The sequence below is a fragment of the Pseudomonas sp. B37(2017) genome (assembly GCF_002112885.1).
In the GTDB taxonomy this organism is placed as follows: Bacteria; Pseudomonadota; Gammaproteobacteria; order Pseudomonadales; family Pseudomonadaceae; genus Aquipseudomonas; species Aquipseudomonas paraglycinae.
In genome coordinates, this window is the sequence record NZ_NEIX01000006.1 from 389896 (window position 1) to 406246 (window position 16351).

Here is a 16351-nt window from a genome sequence, read left to right on the forward strand (position 1 = left end):
ACATCACGCCCTGGGCGGTGCCGTGTTGCAGCGCTTCGGAAATCGGGAAGTTCTCGAACACCAGCAGCGTGTCGAACAGCGACTCGCCGCCCTGCCCGGCCCAGCGCTGAATGCTCGCCAGCGGCGTGTGTTCGAACTCGCGCAGCGACAGGTTCTGCGCCTGCACCGCCGCCAGCCACGCGGCCACGGTCTGGTCCGGACGACTGCCGGCGATCACCGGCAAGGTGTTGATGAACAGACCGACCTGCTGCTCGATCCCCACCAGTTCCGCCGGACGCCCGGCCACGGTGGTGCCGAACGCCACGCAGGCGCTGCCGGTGTAGCGCTGCAACAGCAACAGCCACGCGGCTTGCACCAGTGTGTTGACGGTGACTTTCTGCTCACGGGCAAACGCGTTCAAGCGACGGGTGCGCGACGCATCGAGGTCGTAATGTTTGAGCAGATGACCGACTTCACTGCGCACCTCGCCACCGCCGGCAGCGGCCTGCGCCAGCACGGTCGGCTCGTGGAAGTCCGCCAGTTGTTGCAGCCAGAACGCCTCGCTGACCGCCGCGTCCTGACGTTGCAGCCACTGGATGTAATCCGAGTAACGGCTGACCGGACGCGGTGGTTGCTGGCCGGCATAACGTTGCAGGACTTCGCCGAGCATCTGCGCGCTGCTCCACCCGTCCATCAGGATGTGGTGGTTGGTGAAGATCAGGTGATGACGCTGGTCGCTGATGCGAATCAGGGTCACGCGCAGCAGTCCGGCCCGGGTCAGGTCGAACCCTTCGGCCAGATCGGCAGCGGTGAAATCCTTGAGCGCCTGGGCGATGTCGCTGCGCTCGCGCCAGTCGAGCAGCGTGTACGGCAGCGCCAGTTGGCGATGGATGATTTGCAGTTGCTCCTGCAATTCGCCCTGCCAGATGAACCCGCTGCGCAGGATGTCATGGGCGTCCATGGTCGCTTGCCATGCCGCGCGGAAACGCTCGGGATCGAGGCCGTCGACATCGACGCACAACTGGTTGATGTAAGTGCCGGTGCCCTGTTCGTACAAGGTGTGGAACAGCATGCCCTGCTGCATCGGCGACAGCGGATAGATGTCTTCGATGCCGGCGGCCGGCACCGGGATCGCGTCCAGTTGCGCCTGATCGATATGCGCCAGCGGGAAGTCCGACGGCGTCACGCCCATCGAATCCGCGTCGCAGCAATGGCTGATCAACGCTTGCAGTTCACGCTCGTAGTCTTCTGCCAGACGGGCGATGGTCGCCTCGTTGAATTGCTCGCGGCTGAAGGTCCAGCGCAGGTCGAGTTCGCCGTCGTAGACCTGGCCTTCGACGCCCAGCCAGTTGTCCAGCGGCGCGTCGAGGCTTTGCTCGAGCCCGGCGCTTTCACCGGCCGGGCTGAACAGTGCACCGTCCTCGGCATCGAAGCTGCCGTCGAACTGGCCGAGGTAGTTGAAGGTGATACGCGGCATCGCCAGCGCCTTGAGGCTGGCCTGGGTGGACGCGTCGCCGAGATGGCGCAGCACACCGAAACCGATGCCTTTGTTCGGAATGGCGCGCAGTTGTTCCTTGATCTGCTTGATCGCTGCCGCGACGGAATCCGCCGGGGTCAGGCGCACCGGGAACAGGCTGGTGAACCAGCCGACGGTGCGGGTCAGGTCGACGTCGTCGAACAGGTCTTCGCGGCCGTGGCCTTCCAGCTGAATCAGGGTGTCGGCGTGGCCGGTCCAGCGGCTGATGACTCGCGCCAGCGCGGTCAGCAACAGATCGTTGACCTGCGTGCGGTAAGCCGCCGGGGCCTGTTGCAGCAATTGCTGGGTGAAAGTCTTGTCGAGGCGGCTGTGCAGCACCAGGGCGTGACGACTTTGCAGACTGCCTTGCGGGTTGTCGCAGGGCAGATCCAGTGCCGCGCCATCGAGTTGTTGCTTCCAGAATCCGAGTTCGGCCTGCAGCGCTTCGGTCGCGGCATAGGCTTGCAGATGCTCGCCCCAGGCCTTGTAGGCGCTGGTTTTCGCCGGCAGCTTGATGGCGGTTTTTTGCGCAGCCTGTTGATAAGCCAGTTGCAGGTCTTCCAGCAGAATCCGCCACGAAACACCGTCCACCACCAGGTGATGCACCGCCAGCAGCAGACGCTGACTGCCATCGGCGACGGTCGCCAGCACCGCGCGCAGCAGCGGGCCGTTTTGCAGGTTCAGGCTTTGCTGGGCCTTGGCGTACAGCGCTTGCAGTTCGCTGTCGGCCAGCTTGTCGGCGGTCCACAACAGTTCCGGATCGTGCGCAATTGGCGCGACTTCGCCACGCCAGCCTTCGGCGCTTTCGACGAAGCGCGAACGCAGGCCGTCGTGATGCGCGATCAACGCGTTCAGCGCTTGCAACAGTGCCTCGGCGTTCAGGGTTTGATGGCTGCGCAGCAGCACCGCCTGGTTCCAGTGGTGGCGCTGGGGAATCGGGTCTTCGAAGAACACTTGCTGGATCGGCAGCAACGGCAGCTCGCCGGTGACCGGGCCCTGATCGATGCTCACGCCACCACTGCCCTGCTGCGCCACGCTGGCCAGACCTTGCACGGTCTGGTGCTGGAACAGGTCGCGGGGGCTGAAATGAATCCCGGCCTGACGCGAGCGGCTGACCACCTGAATCGAGATGATCGAGTCGCCGCCCAGCTCGAAGAAGTTATCGGTGAGGCCGACCTGTTCGAGCTTGAGCACGTCCTGCCAGATGCCGGCGATTTTCTGTTCCAGCTCGCTGCGCGGCGCGACGAACGCCTGCTGCATCTGGCTGGCGTCCGGCGCTGGCAGGGCCTTGCGGTCCAGTTTGCCGTTCGGGCTCAGGGGCAGTTCGGCGAGGAACAACAGCTGCGTCGGCACCATGTAGTCCGGCAGGCTGTCCTTGAGCTGCGCCTTGATCGCTTCCCGCGCCGCGCCTTGTTCGTCGGCGGACGCCGCGACCACGGACGCATCCTTCGGCACCACATAAGCCACCAGTTGCAGGCTACTGCCGCCCTGCACCGCCAGCACCACGGCTTCGCTGACGTCGTTCAGTTCCAGCAGGCGCGCTTCGACTTCGCCCAGCTCGATACGGAAACCACGGATCTTCACTTGATGGTCAACGCGGCCGACGTATTCGATCTGGCCGAGGGCGTTGTAACGCGCCAGGTCGCCGGTGCGGTACAGGCGCGCGCCGCTGGTGGAAAACGGATCGGGAATGAAGCGTTCGGCAGTCAGATCGGCGCGCTGGAAGTAACCGCGTGCGAGCAATTCACCACCGATCAACAGTTCACCGACCACACCGACCGGGGTCGGTTGGCCGTCAGCATCCAGCAGATAAGTGTGACGGCCCGGCAGCGGCTGGCCGATCGGCAGGGTCAGCGGCAACGGCTGACGACCGAACACGTAGTCGCTGCAATCGAGGGTGGTCGCTGTGACGGTGGCTTCGGTCGGGCCGTAGGTGTTGAGCAATTTGACGTGTTCCAGCCCGGCCTGACGCCAGGCCTGCACGCCTTCCGGCGGCATCGCTTCACCGCCGCTGTGCACCTGACGCAGCGCCGCGTAATCACGCGGGCCGGCGGCGGCGAATTCCTTGGCGATCATGTTCCAGTAAGCGGTGGTCAGGTCCATGACCGTGATGCCGTGTTCAACAATGTTCCGGTACAGGGTTTCGCTGTCCCACACTTCGTTGCCGCGCAGCACCACCGAAGCGCCGCAGGTCAGCGGGCCGAACAGTTGCTCGCCGAAGGCATCGAAGTTGAAGGTCGCAAATTGCAGCGCGCAATCGGCGGCGCTCAGGTCGTAGTAATGCTGCGAGGCGAATGCGTGTTTGCTCAGGGCACCGTGGCTGATGCCGACGCCTTTCGGGCGACCGGTGGAGCCCGAGGTGAACATCACGTAGGCCAGGTTGTCAGCCCACACGGTGCGTTGCGGATTGCTTTCATCGGTGTGGGCCCAGACTTCGGCCTGGTCCAGGCACAGGCTCTGGACGTTCTGCGGCACCGGCAAACGGCCGAGCAAATGGCTTTGGGTCAGCAGCAAACGGCTGCCGCTGTCTTCGATCATGCACAGCAGGCGATCACGCGGGTATTGCGGGTCCAGCGGCACATAAGCGCCGCCGGCCTTGAGCACGGCGAGAATCGCGACGATCAGCTCCAGTCCGCGATCCACCGCAACGCCCACCAGCACGTCCGGGCCTACACCTTGCGCCAGCAGCGTGCGCGCCAGGCGATTGGCCCGGGCGTTGAGCTGGGCATAGGTCAGGCGCTGGCCGTCGAAAATCAGCGCGACGGCATCGGGTGTCAGTTCAGCCTGAGCTTCGAACAGTTGATGCACCGGGCGCTCGCTCGGCCACTGGGTGTCGTGGCGGCCCCACTTCTGAGTCAGTTGTTCCAGCTCGGCCGTTTCCAACAACGCGATGTCACCGACGCGCTGCTGCGGATCGCTGACGAGGCTGCGCAGCAAGTTCGTCCAGTGACGCGCCATGCGCTCGATGGTTTCAGGCTCGAACAGATCCGTGGCGTAGGTGAACGCCGCGTGCAGTTGCCCGCCCTTCTCGTAGGTATCCAGACTCAGGTCGAACTGGGTGCTGCGGCTTTCCCACTCGATGACGCCCAGTTCCAGACCGCTGCCGACCTTGAGTGTGGTGACGTCGGCGACTTCCGGCTGGTGGTTGTACATCACCTGGAACAGCGGGTTGTAGCTGAGGCTGCGCTCCAGTTTCAGCGCCTCGACCAGACGCTCGAACGGCAAGTCCTGATGCGCCTGGGCACCGAGAGCGGTTTCCTTGAGGTCACGCAGCAGATCGGCAATGGAGGTCTGGCCGTCCAGTTCGACGCGCAGCACCTGGGTGTTGACGAAGAAGCCGATCAACCCTTCGATTTCCCGGCGGTTGCGGTTGGCGATCGGCACGCCGACGCGCAGGTCGGTCTGCCCGGTGTAACGGTGCAGCAGAATATTGAAGGTGCCGAGCAACAGCATGAACAGCGTCACCCCGTGCTGACGGGCGATGCCGCGCAATTGCTCGACCAGTGCAGCGTCCACCACGCTTTCCAGACGCTGCCCCTGATTGCTCGGCAGCACCGGACGCGGGTGGTCCACCGGCAATTCCAGCACCGGGTGTTCGTCGCCCATCTGCGCCAGCCAGTAGTCGAGTTGACGTTGTTGCTCGCCCGCCTCCAGCCAGCGGCGCTGCCACAGGGCGTAGTCGCTGTATTGCACCGCCAGCGGCGGCAATTCGGCAGCGCGGCCCTGATCGTAGGCGTCATAGAAACGGCAGAATTCGTCGATCAACACGTTCATCGACCAACCATCGGAGACGATGTGATGCAGGGTCAGCAGCAACACATGTTCCTGCTCGGCCAGTTGCAACAGGCGCACCCGCAGCAGCGGGCCGTTGGCCAGGTCGAACGGCAGCAGCGATTGCTCCTGCGCAGCGGCGGCTACTCGGGCTTCACGTTCGGCGGCGGGCAAATCGCTGAGATCGATGCGCTGGATGTCCAGCGGTTGTTGCAGCGGCACTTGCAGCAGGCTGTCGTCGGGCTGCTGCTGGAACACCGTGCGCAGGGTTTCGTGACGCTCGATCAGGCTGGCGAAGGCTTGTTCCAGCGCCGCCTGGTTCAGGCGACCGGTCAGGCGCACCGCCGCCGGCAGGTTGTAGGCGCCGCTCTGCGGGTCCAGATGCCAGAGGAACCACATGCGTTGCTGGGCATAAGACAGCGCCTGCCGATCCTCGGCCTCGACGCCTGCGGGAATCGGGAACCGGGAAAAATCCACCCCTTCTTTCGCCAGGGCAGCCAGGAACATCTGGCGCTTTTCCAGGGGCAACCCGATAAACCGGCGAGCGAGTTTCAGGGAGTCTTCTGCATTCATTTCTTGGCATCCGGATCAGTAGGCAGGCAGCACAAAGGCACGTCGTCCCTATAAAACGAATGCAGACCGGAAAAATTAGCGATTGAGAAGAAGTGTCAGAAAGGAGGTAAAGCGCGGATTTTCTGGTTTTCCAAATACCCCTGTGGGAGCGAGCTTGCTCGCTCCCACAGGTAAAGCCTCAGGCCGAGACGGCCAGCGCATGCCGCCGGTGATGCACCTCAAGTTGATCCTTGATCACCTTGAGCACTCGGGCTTCGTGCTCATGAATGAAGAAGTGCCCGCCGGCCAGCATGTCCACCGAGAAGCTGCCTGAGGTTTCCTTGCTCCAGCCGATCAATTGCTCGGTGGTGGCCTTGTCGGCCTTGCCGCCGAGCACATGCACCGGGCACTTGAGCAACGGGCGCTGCAACGGCTGGAACTTGCCACAGAGCAGGAAATCCGCGCGCAGGATCGGCAGGGTCAGGCTCATCAACTCTTCGTTGGCCAGCACTTCTTCGCTGGTGCCGTTGAGCGTGCGCAACTGATCGATCAGCTCGGCGTCGGTCTTCGGGTCGGCGAAACCACGGTCGTAATCGGCGCGCATGGTCGGCGCAGCGGTGCCCGAAGCAAATAGTGCCACCGGCTCCGGGCAACCCAGCGCCCGCAGTGCATGAGCGATTTCGCAGGCCATCAGCGCGCCCAGGCTGTGGCCGAACAGCGCATAAGGGGTCTTGAGCGTCGGGCGCAATTCCCTGGCCAGTTGCATCGCCAATACGCGCATGTCGGTGTGCAGCGGTTCGTCGAACCGTGCGCCGCGCCCCGGCAGCTCCACCGGTTGCAGTTGCAGCCATTGCGGCAGCTTCGGCCGCCAGCGGCTGTAGACCATGGCACTGGCGCCGGAGTACGGCAGGCACAGCAGGGTCAACTTGGTCACCACGCTTCCCTCGAAAAAATGTCTCTTCAAGAGGGTACGGATCAACGACCCGGAGAATTAGTCGGCGGTGGCTAAATTTCCCCCACAAACCCTCGTTAACCGTTCAGGCCAAAACAACAACGAGGATTCACCGTGGACCTGCAGACCATCCTGGGCAAGCTGTTCGCCAATGCCGGTGCCGTCGGCATCGAAGGCGTTTTCCAATTCGTGCTGGGTCCACAGCTGGCGTGCTGGTCCGAGGTCAAGGCCAGCACCCGTACCGAGGCGGGTCGACACCCGAACCCGGACGTGACCATTGAAGTGGCGCCGAACGATTTCGCCGGGATCATGAGCGGCACCGCCAACGTCGAAGAACTGTTCGCCAGCGGGCGGCTGAAGATCGGCGGCAACATGGGCCTGGCGACGATGCTGCCGCAGATCATCGACCAGGCCCGCTACGGTGGTGCGCCGGCGCAAAAGGTCGACATGAACAAACGCTACCCGACCCCGCCGCGCCGCAGTGAAACCATCACCGCCACACGACCGGTGCAGACCGTCGTCGAGCGCCGGCCGCGCAGCGAGTTGTCACTTCAGGAGTTCAAGGAACGCTACCTGCCCTTCGGCACGCCGGTGGTCATCAGCAATGCCCTGCATGACTGGCCGCTGTTCAAGCTGAGCCGCGAAGAGTCGCTGGTGCATTTCGCCGAACTGCAAGGCATCACCCGCCACGGCGACTACGTGAAGAAAACCTTCTCCACCGAACGGGATTTCCGCTCCACCTCGATGGCCGATTTCATCGCCTCGCTGGACAGCCCGGCGGTCAAGGGCGCGGACGGCGAGCCGCCGGCGTATATGGGCAACAACATCCTGCCGGCCGCGCTGATGCAGCAGATTAAATACCCGCCCTACTTCGATGGCTCGCTGTTCATCCCGCCACGGATCTGGATCGGCCCCAAGGGCACGCTGACGCCGCTGCACCGCGACGACTCCGACAACCTGTTCGCCCAGGTCTGGGGCCAGAAGAAATTCACCCTCGCTGCGCCCCACCATCGCGAAGCGCTGGGCACCTGGTCCACTGCGCCGGAAGGTGGGCTGGACGGCTGCGATTTCAACCCGGATGCGCCGGACTATGAGCGCTTCCCCGCCGCACGCGACGTGACGTTCCTGCGCGTGACGCTGGAGGCCGGCGACCTGCTGTTCCTGCCAGAAGGCTGGTTCCATCAGGTGGAGTCGGTCTCGACGTCGCTGTCGGTCAACTTCTGGGTGAACTCGGGCCGGGGCTGGTAACCGGCATTATTTGAGGTGACGAAAGCTCTGCACCGCCGAGCCCAGCACCACCGCCCCGGCGGCAATCGCCAGCCAGAAGCCGCTGCGGGCGCCGAACGCATCCACCAGTGCGCCGGAACCGGCGGCGCCGATGGCCACGCCGATGCTCAGGCCGGTCACCAGCCAGGTCAGGCCTTCGGTGAGTTTGGCCGGCGGCACGATGCGCTCGATCAACGCCATCGCCACGATCAGGGTTGGCGAGAAGAACAGCCCGGCGATGAACACCGCGACGGCCAAACCGAAAATGTTGGTCGCCAGCAACAACGGCAGCGTGGTTACCGCTGTGGCCAGACCGCCGTAGAGAAACAGCCGCGGCAACGGCAATTTCGAGCGCATTGCGCCAAAGGCAATGCCGGCCAGACAGGAACCGATGGCGTACACCGACAGCACGATGCTCGCCGCCGCCGGCTGCCCCTGCTGCTGGGCGAACGCGACACTGACCACATCCACCACGCCGACAATCACGCCCATGGCGAGCATCAACGCCAGCAGCCATTGCACGTCGGTCGAACGAATGATCGAGCCTTGATGCTGCGATTCGTGCGGATGCACCGGCGGCTCGGTGCTGCGCTGGGCGACGAACGCCGTGACGCCGATGGCCAACATCAACAGCGCCGCCAGCGGCCCGGCCTCGGGAAACACGCCGACGCACAAGCCCACCGACAACGGCGGGCCGACGATGAAGCAGACTTCGTCGAGCACCGACTCCAGCGCATAAGCGGTCTGCAATTGCGGCTGGCCACGATAGATTTCGGTCCAGCGCGCCCGCGCCATCGCCGACATGCTCGGCATGCAACCGGACAGTGCGGCGCAGACAAACAGGGTCCAGATCGGCGCCTGCAAACGGGTGCACAACAGCAACATCAGCAGCGCGCCCCCGCCGATCAGCGCCGCCACCGGCAACACTCGCCCCTGGCCGAAACGGTCCACCAGCCGTGACACCTGCGGCGCGCAAAACGCCGTCGCCAGCGCAAACGTCGCCGCCACCCCGCCCGCCAACGCATAGCCGCCGGTCAATTGCGAAAGCATGGTGATCACGCCGATGCCAGTCATGGAAATCGGCATGCGCGCGATCATCGCGGCAATCACAAAAGCTCGGGCGCCGGGGGCGTTGAACAGTTCGCGGTAAGGGTTTGCCATCGGATGCAGCCTCATCAGGGGCGGCCAAGTTGCCACAAAGCCTGAGGGCCGGGGAAGCGAGGAATTGTTGGTGGAATGTGAAGTCCCCAATGCCCGCAAGGCCATCGCTGCCGCATGATGATCGCTCCCACGCCGAGGCGTCGAACCGTCCGCGCGTTGATCGTTCCCACGCTCCGCGTGGGAATGCAGCCCGGGACGCTCCGCGTCCCATGCGAACTCGGGAACGCCGAAGAACCTGTCGATCTTTTCATGAACCCCGATGAACTCTCGCCGCCGCCCATCAGTCAGCTAAATAAGCCCTCAACCCAAGGCGCGACCCTGCATGCAGATTTCCCTCGCCCGCCAAGTAGCGCTCGTCACCGGCGCCAGTTCCGGTATCGGCCACGGTGCCGCCAAAGCCCTGGCCGCTGCCGGTGCTGCCGTGGTCATCAACTACAACCGTCAGGCCGAGCCGGCCGAAGCGCTGGCCCGGCAGATTGTCGCCGACGGTGGACAGGCCATCGCCATTGGCGCGGATGTCTCGAAGGAAGAAGACGTAGAGCGACTGTTCCAGCACACGCTCGACACCTTCGGCACGCTGGACATTCTGGTAGCCAATTCCGGCCTGCAAAAAGACGCGGCGGCTGTGGATATGTCGCTGGCCGACTGGAACGCGGTGATCGGCGTCAACCTCACCGGCCAGTTCCTCTGCGCCCGCGCCGCCCTGCGAATCTTCAATCGCCAGGGCGTGCGCGAAGGCGTGTCCCGGGCTGCGGGCAAGATCATCCACATGAGTTCGGTGCATCAACGTATTCCCTGGGCCGGGCACGTGAACTACGCAGCGTCCAAGGGCGGCGTCGATCAGTTGATGCAGACCCTGGCCCAGGAAGTCAGCCACCAGCGCATCCGCATCAACGGCATCGCGCCGGGGGCGATCCGCACGGCCATCAATAAGGACGCCACCGAAGGCGACGCCGGGCAAGCCCTGCTCAAACTCATCCCTTACGGGCGTATCGGCGATGTCGAGGACGTGGCCAACGCGGTGGTGTTTCTCGCCTCCGATGCCTCCGACTACATCGTCGGCACCACCCTGTTCATCGACGGCGGCATGAGCCTCTATCCGGAGTTCCGTGGCAATGGCTGAGCATCATCCCGAACGACAAAGCCCCATCGACGCCCACGGCATCATCGGCGACATGCGCAGCGCGGCGCTGGTTAATGACAAGGGCAGCGTGGATTTCTTCTGCTGGCCGGAGTTCGACAGCCCGTCGATCTTCTGTTCGCTGCTCGATACCCCCGACGCGGGGATTTTTCAGCTCGCGCCGGACCTGCCCGATGCCCGGCGCGAACAGATTTACCTGCCCGATACCAACGTCCTGCAAACCCGCTGGCTCAGCGATCAAGCCGTGGTGGAAATCACCGATCTGCTGCCGATTGGCGACAACGACGATGCCCTGCCGCTGTTGATGCGCCGGGTGCGGGTGGTCAGCGGGCAGGCGACGTTTCATCTGCGCTGCGCCGTTCGGCATGACTATGCCCGCGCTGAAACCCGCGCTGTCATCGACAAAAAGGATGTGCTGTTCAGCGCCAGCGGGCAGCCGACATTGCGGCTGGCCTCGGATCAAACCTTGAGCGTTGATGACGATGCGGCAGTCGCACAGTTCACCCTCAAGCAGGATCAAACCGCCGCCTTCATGCTCGGCGCCAGCGACGATCCGCGCTTCGCCGAAGGCGCCGCGCAACTGTGCATCGAGCGCACCCTGAAGTTCTGGCGCGACTGGATCGGCCAGTCCAACTATCGCGGTCGCTGGCGCGAAATGGTCAACCGCTCGGCCCTGGCCCTGAAGCTGCTGACCTCGCGCCAGCACGGGGCAATCCTCGCCGCCGCCACCTTCGGCCTGCCGGAAACCCCCGGCGGCGAACGCAACTGGGACTATCGCTACACCTGGATCCGCGACGCTTCCTTTACCGTTTACGCCTTCATGCGCCTGGGTTTTGTCGACGAAGCCAACGGCTACATGCGCTGGCTGCGCGGGCGGGTCAGCGATTGCAGCGGCCAATCGATGAAACTGAACATCCTTTACGCCATCGACGGCCGCCAGGAACTGCCGGAAACCGAACTGGCGCATTTATCCGGCCACGGCGGCGCGAAACCGGTGCGGATCGGCAATGGCGCCTACGACCAGATTCAACTGGATATCTTCGGCGAACTGATGGACGCCGTTTATCTGGTCAACAAATACGGCGACGCGATTTCCCACGAAGGCTGGAAACATGTGATGGAAGTGGTCGATCAGGTCTGTGAGACCTGGCAGACCAAGGATGTAGGCATCTGGGAAATGCGCGGTGAGCAACATCACTTCCTGCACTCACGGCTGATGTGCTGGGTGGCGCTGGACCGCGCCATCCGCCTGGCCTCGAAACGCTCGCTGCCGGCGCCCTTTGCCCGCTGGGACCAGACCCGTCAGGCGATTCATGCCGACATCTGGGACAACTTCTGGAACGAAGAGCGCGGGCATTTTGTGCAATACCAGGGCGGCACGGCGCTGGATGGCTCGATGTTGCTGATGCCGCTGGTGCGCTTTGTCAGTGCCAAGGATCCGAAGTGGCTGGCGACGCTGGAGGCCATCGAAAAAAATCTGGTGCGTGACGGCATGGTTTACCGCTATCGCAACGACGATGCGGGTATCGACGGTTTGTCCGGCACTGAAGGCGCCTTCGCCGCGTGCTCGTTCTGGTACGTGGAATGTCTTGCCCGCGCCGGACAAGTGGAAAAGGCTCACCTGGAATTCGAACAACTGCTGCGTTACGCCAATCCGTTGGGGCTGTACGCGGAGGAATTCGACAACCGTGGCCGGCATCTGGGCAACACACCACAGGCGCTGACGCATCTGGCACTGATCAGTGCAGCGAGTTTTCTGGATCGCAAGTTGAGTGGGGAGAAGAATTACTGGCAGCCGTAGTCATCCATCTTCGCCAGAGCCTGTAGGAAAGATCTCAACTTCAATCGCCGCTTGTAGGAAGGCTACCTACGAGCGGTAAACACCCCCGAGCCTTGTAGTTGAAGGGCTCGCCCACACAATCGATTCCTTTCGATACAACTGGTTGATGGCACGGCCTACAGAAACCTGCCAACCCCGTGTAACGCTTGGCCCGCAACTCGCACTTACACCCCGAAATACCTTGTTGCCAGCTGTTACATCCCCCCCTACCATCCACCGCAACGGGCACAGCGGAGCTGTCCAATAAAAACCCGATTCAAGGAACCAGAATGAGCCAACGCATCCACCGCCAGATCGACACCCCACTGCGCACCGGCCTCAAGCGCGATGAACTGTGGGACGCCGCCGACAAGGGCCTGATCAAATGCTGGGAAATCGGCCGCCAGCGCGCCACCCGCTTCCCCGACCTCGCTCAACGCTGCATCGCCGATGAACTACCGGTGCTGGGCTGGAAAGGCGGGGTCAGTCGCAGCCTGAAGAAGAATGAAAAATACGGATCACTGAAATACCTGGCCCAGTGGCAGGGTTTGCGTGGGGAAGATCTGGATATTGATCTGAGTGCCGAACGGGTCATGACCTGCTCGCGGACGAAAATGGTGGTGACGTTTACGCCGGATCGCAGCAAGTATCTCAATCAGGTGGCGGAAGCTGAAGCTTAAGGAGAAGCGCAATGGTCGATCTGCATCAGGAGTATCAGAACAGCAGTTTCTTTCATCAGGCCCGAATCGACCGTCGCTCCGTCGACGCGCTGACTGGAATCGCCGCCGGGCTTGCAGCAGACGGCAAGATCAATCAGCAGGAAGCCGAATTTCTCAAAAACTGGATCGAATCGCACTTGATCCATCTGAATGATCCGGTCGTCAACATCCTTTATAAGCGTCTCGCCGACATGCTCAGTGACGGCGTTCTTGATGCAGAAGAGTCAGCCGAACTGCTGGAAATGCTTCACCAGTTCGCAGGTCTTCCAGTCGGCGTACAGCAACCCTTCGTTGCCTCAACCTCTCTGCCTCTGGACAACCCTGCTCCGGCATTGAGCTGCGCTGATCGTGTCTTTCTGTTCACTGGCGTTATGGCCTACGGCCCCCGCAAGAACTGTGAAGCGCTGATTGTCGAGCGCGGTGGACTGATCGGCGGCTCGGTCAGCAAAAAGATTCATTATCTGGTGGTGGGCAGCATCGGTAATGATCAATGGCTTCACAGCAGCTACGGCACCAAGATCAAGAAAGCCGTTGAGCTTCGCGACAGTGGCGTGCCGATTGCCATCATCAGCGAAGACCATTGGCAGAAGGTGCTATTCGGATAACGGGAGAGTGAGATGACCCAAGCCGTGATGCAGTTTTGCAAGACTGAAAGCCTGACCATCGCGTATGAGCATCACGGCCCGGAAAATGGCACGCCGGTCATCCTCCTTCACGGCTTCCCCTACTCTCCCCGCGCCTACGATGAAATCGCCCCGCACCTCGCCGCCAAGGGTTACCGGGTGATCGTGCCGTACCTGCGTGGTTACGGCCCGACCCGTTTCAACAGCCCGGACACGCTGCGCTCCGGCCAGCAAGCGGCGTTGGCGCAGGATCTGCTGGACCTGATGGATGCACTGGGCATCGAGCAAGCGACTTTGTGCGGTTACGACTGGGGCGGTCGGGCGGCTTGCATCGTTGCGGCGTTGTTCCCCGAGAGGGTGCGCGGTTTGGTGACGGGCGATGGCTACAACCTGCAAGACATTCCGAATTCGGTCCAGCCGCTGGATCCGCAAAGCGAGCATCGCTACTGGTATCAGTATTACTTTCACACACCCCGTGGCGTTGAAGGGTTGACGCAGAATCGTCGGGCACTGTGCGAGTTGCTGTGGCAGTTGTGGTCGCCGACCTGGGCGCGGAACGCCGAGCGTTATCCGCTGAGTGCATCGGCCTTCGACAACCGGGATTTCGTCGAGGTGGTGATTCACTCCTACCGCCATCGCTACATGTATGCGCCGGGCGATCCGGCGCGGGAAGGGATGGAGCAGGCGCTGGAGAAACTACCGGCGATCGGCGTTCCGACGATTTCGCTGTGCGGTGCGGATGATGGCGTCGGTCCAGCGCCGGTGGAGGATGAAGATGCACCTCACTTCACCGGGGTTTACGAGCGGCGAGTGCTGGCGGGAGTCGGGCATAACATTCCCGAGGAAGCGCCGGGCGAGACGCTCAAGGCATTACTGGATCTGCTCCAGCGCTGACCGAAAACCGCTCCCGATAAGCCTGCGGCGTCACACCCATGGCCCGCAGGAAGCTGCGTCTTAACGTCTCTTCACTGCCAAATCCACAATTGGCCGCGACCCGTTTGATTGGCAAACCGGTATCGCTCAACAACCGGCGGGCGGTTTCAACGCGAATCAGTTCAATCGCCCGGGCCGGGGTCTGGCCGGTGTCGGCGCGGTAGTGGCGCACGAAACTGCGTTCGCTCATGCCGGCCTGTTCGGCGAGGGTTGGAATACCCAGATCGCAAGTCAGGTGTTCGGCAATCCACGCGTGCAAATCGTCGAAGCGGTTGCCCTGCTTTTGCAGCGACAGCGTCACGCTGAATTGCGACTGCCCGCCCGGTCGCTTGAGGAACACCACCAGCTGCCGGGCGACGTCCAGGGCCATGTCACGACCGAGGTCGTCTTCGACCATGGCCAGCGCCAGGTCGATGCCGGCGGTGACGCCTGCCGAGGTCCAGACCGGGCCGTCGTTGATGAAGATCGGATTGGGCTCGACCTGCAATTGCGGGTGTTGCTGCGCCAGTTGTTCGCAGCGGGTCCAATGGGTGACGACCCGGCGACCGTCGAGCCAGCCGCTGGCCGCCAGTAGAAATGCGCCCGTACAGACCGAAGCCACACGCCGGCAGTCATTTGCGTGTTCACGCACCCAACCCACCAATTCGACATCTTCGGCAGCGGCGTAAACGCCCCAGCCGCCGGCGATGATCAGCGTGTCGCTGGGCTGTTCCGGCAGCGGCTCGGCCAGCATCGCCAACCCGGCGGAAGAGTTGACCGCCCCGCCACCGCTGGCAATCACCGTTGGCGCATAGGGCGCAGGCAAACCTTGCTGGCGGGCGATGTCGTTGGCCGAGGCGAAGACCTGCAACGGCCCGGTGACATCGAGCAATTGCACATTGGCGAACGCGAGTACGTGGATGGTTTTCGGCATTTGGCGTAATTCGTGGGCTGATTGGCGTATGCGCCAAAACCTACGCGCCTACAGTGAAGCCGTCTACCCCCCTTTTCACGGAGAAGAACCATGGCGTTGCAGATCGGTTTTCTGTTGTTTCCACAAGTGCAGCAACTCGACCTGACCGGCCCGTATGACGTGCTGGCCTCGTTGCCGGACGTGCAGGTGCACCTGATCTGGAAGGATCTGGTGCCGGTCACCGCCAGCACCGGGCTGGTGCTGAAACCGACCACCACGTTCGAGGACTGCCCGGATCTGGATGTGATCTGCGTACCCGGAGGCGCCGGGGTCGGGCCGTTGATGGAGGACGAGCAGACGCTGGCGTTCATCAGGTCGCAAGCGGCTCAGGCGCGTTACGTGACGTCGGTGTGCACCGGTTCGCTGGTGCTTGGGGCGGCGGGTCTGTTGCAGGGCAAGCGGGCGACCACGCACTGGGCTTATCACGATCTGCTGCCGACACTGGGCGCGATTGCGGTGAAGGATCGGGTGGTGCGTGACGGCAATCTGTTTACCGGGGGCGGCATCACGGCGGGGATCGATTTTGCCCTGACACTGGCGCAAGAACTGGTAGGTGTCGATACGGCGCAACTGGTGCAGTTGCAGCTGGAATATGCGCCGGCGCCGCCGTTTGATTCCGGCAGCCCGGAGACGGCGCCGGGTGCGGTTGTTGAAGAAGCCCGCAAGCGTGCAGCGCCGTCGTTGAAGCTGCGCACTGAAATCACCGAGCGCGCGGCGGCGAAACTCAACCTGCGCTGATCCTTCAGCCAAACACAAAATCCCTGGTGGAATATAAATCCCCTGTGGGAGCGGGCTTGCTCCGGGCGGCGATCCGACGAATGCGGTGTGTCAGCTAACAGATTTGCTGAATGTTACTTCGCCTTCGCGAGCAAGCCCGCTTGTGTCTAGGTAAGGGAATAGACTCTGGGGTGAGAGGGGTGAATGGCAAGCTGTGAGTCCGCGGTGCTTTAAGCACGAGTGGGAGCAA

The 16351-nt window shown here is 62.9% G+C and carries 11 protein-coding genes (1 of these 11 cut by a window edge); 7 read left to right on the forward strand and 4 right to left on the reverse strand.

From position 1 onward, the window contains the following. Both CAF90_RS17960 and CAF90_RS17965 read right to left on the reverse strand, forming a co-directional pair. On the reverse strand, positions 1-5839 hold the 5' end (the start) of the coding sequence (locus CAF90_RS17960) for a non-ribosomal peptide synthetase (RefSeq protein ID WP_085607925.1). The gene continues 6572 nt to the left of window position 1, outside the view; only the first 5839 of its 12411 coding nucleotides appear in the window; it begins with the start codon at positions 5837-5839; its stop codon lies off the left edge, out of view. A gap of 178 nt (positions 5840-6017) precedes the next feature. After that, entirely contained in the window at positions 6018-6755 is a 738-nt protein-coding gene (locus CAF90_RS17965) for a thioesterase II family protein (protein ID WP_085607927.1), read from the reverse strand. Between the two features lie 129 nt (positions 6756-6884). Between CAF90_RS17965 and CAF90_RS17970 the strand changes: the two genes are divergently transcribed. Further along, positions 6885-8018, forward strand: a complete 1134-nt coding sequence (locus CAF90_RS17970; protein WP_085607929.1) for a cupin-like domain-containing protein — start codon at positions 6885-6887, stop codon at positions 8016-8018. Positions 8019-8024: 6 nt separating this feature from the next. Here CAF90_RS17970 and CAF90_RS17975 read toward each other — a convergent pair whose 3' ends face one another. Continuing rightward, a complete protein-coding gene (locus CAF90_RS17975; protein ID WP_085607931.1) occupies positions 8025-9197 on the reverse strand; it encodes an MFS transporter in 1173 nt (390 codons plus the stop codon). Between the two features lie 322 nt (positions 9198-9519). Here CAF90_RS17975 and CAF90_RS17980 point away from each other — a divergent pair, with 322 nt between their 5' ends. The 5 genes from CAF90_RS17980 to CAF90_RS18000 all read left to right on the forward strand — a co-directional run bounded on the left by CAF90_RS17980 (position 9520) and on the right by CAF90_RS18000 (position 14393). Next, positions 9520-10320, forward strand: a complete 801-nt coding sequence (locus CAF90_RS17980; RefSeq protein WP_085607933.1) for a glucose 1-dehydrogenase — start codon at positions 9520-9522, stop codon at positions 10318-10320. Then, positions 10313-12139 (forward strand): glycoside hydrolase family 15 protein, encoded by a 1827-nt coding sequence (locus CAF90_RS17985; protein WP_085607935.1) that lies wholly within the window; start codon positions 10313-10315, stop codon positions 12137-12139. Before CAF90_RS17980 ends, CAF90_RS17985 begins: the two co-directional genes overlap by 8 nt. A gap of 308 nt (positions 12140-12447) precedes the next feature. Then, the gene (locus CAF90_RS17990; protein WP_085607937.1) at positions 12448-12837 is read left to right on the forward strand and encodes a hypothetical protein; all 390 of its coding nucleotides are present in this window, start codon (positions 12448-12450) and stop codon (positions 12835-12837) included. Positions 12838-12848: 11 nt separating this feature from the next. After that, a complete protein-coding gene (locus CAF90_RS17995; protein ID WP_085607940.1) occupies positions 12849-13481 on the forward strand; it encodes a BRCT domain-containing protein in 633 nt (210 codons plus the stop codon). A gap of 12 nt (positions 13482-13493) precedes the next feature. After that, the gene (locus CAF90_RS18000) at positions 13494-14393 is read left to right on the forward strand and encodes an alpha/beta fold hydrolase (protein ID WP_085607942.1); all 900 of its coding nucleotides are present in this window, start codon (positions 13494-13496) and stop codon (positions 14391-14393) included. On the opposite strand, the gene CAF90_RS18005 is transcribed toward CAF90_RS18000, so the two are convergent. Continuing rightward, on the reverse strand, positions 14362-15345 hold the full coding sequence (locus CAF90_RS18005; protein WP_085607944.1) for a GlxA family transcriptional regulator: 984 nt from the start codon (positions 15343-15345) through the stop codon (positions 14362-14364). The genes CAF90_RS18000 and CAF90_RS18005 overlap by 32 nt on opposite strands. 90 nt (positions 15346-15435) lie before the next feature. On the opposite strand from CAF90_RS18005, the gene inhA reads away from it, so the two are divergent. Next, positions 15436-16122, forward strand: coding sequence for an isonitrile hydratase (inhA, locus tag CAF90_RS18010; RefSeq protein ID WP_085607946.1), 687 nt, complete (start codon positions 15436-15438; stop codon positions 16120-16122). Positions 16123-16351: the final 229 nt, after the last annotated feature.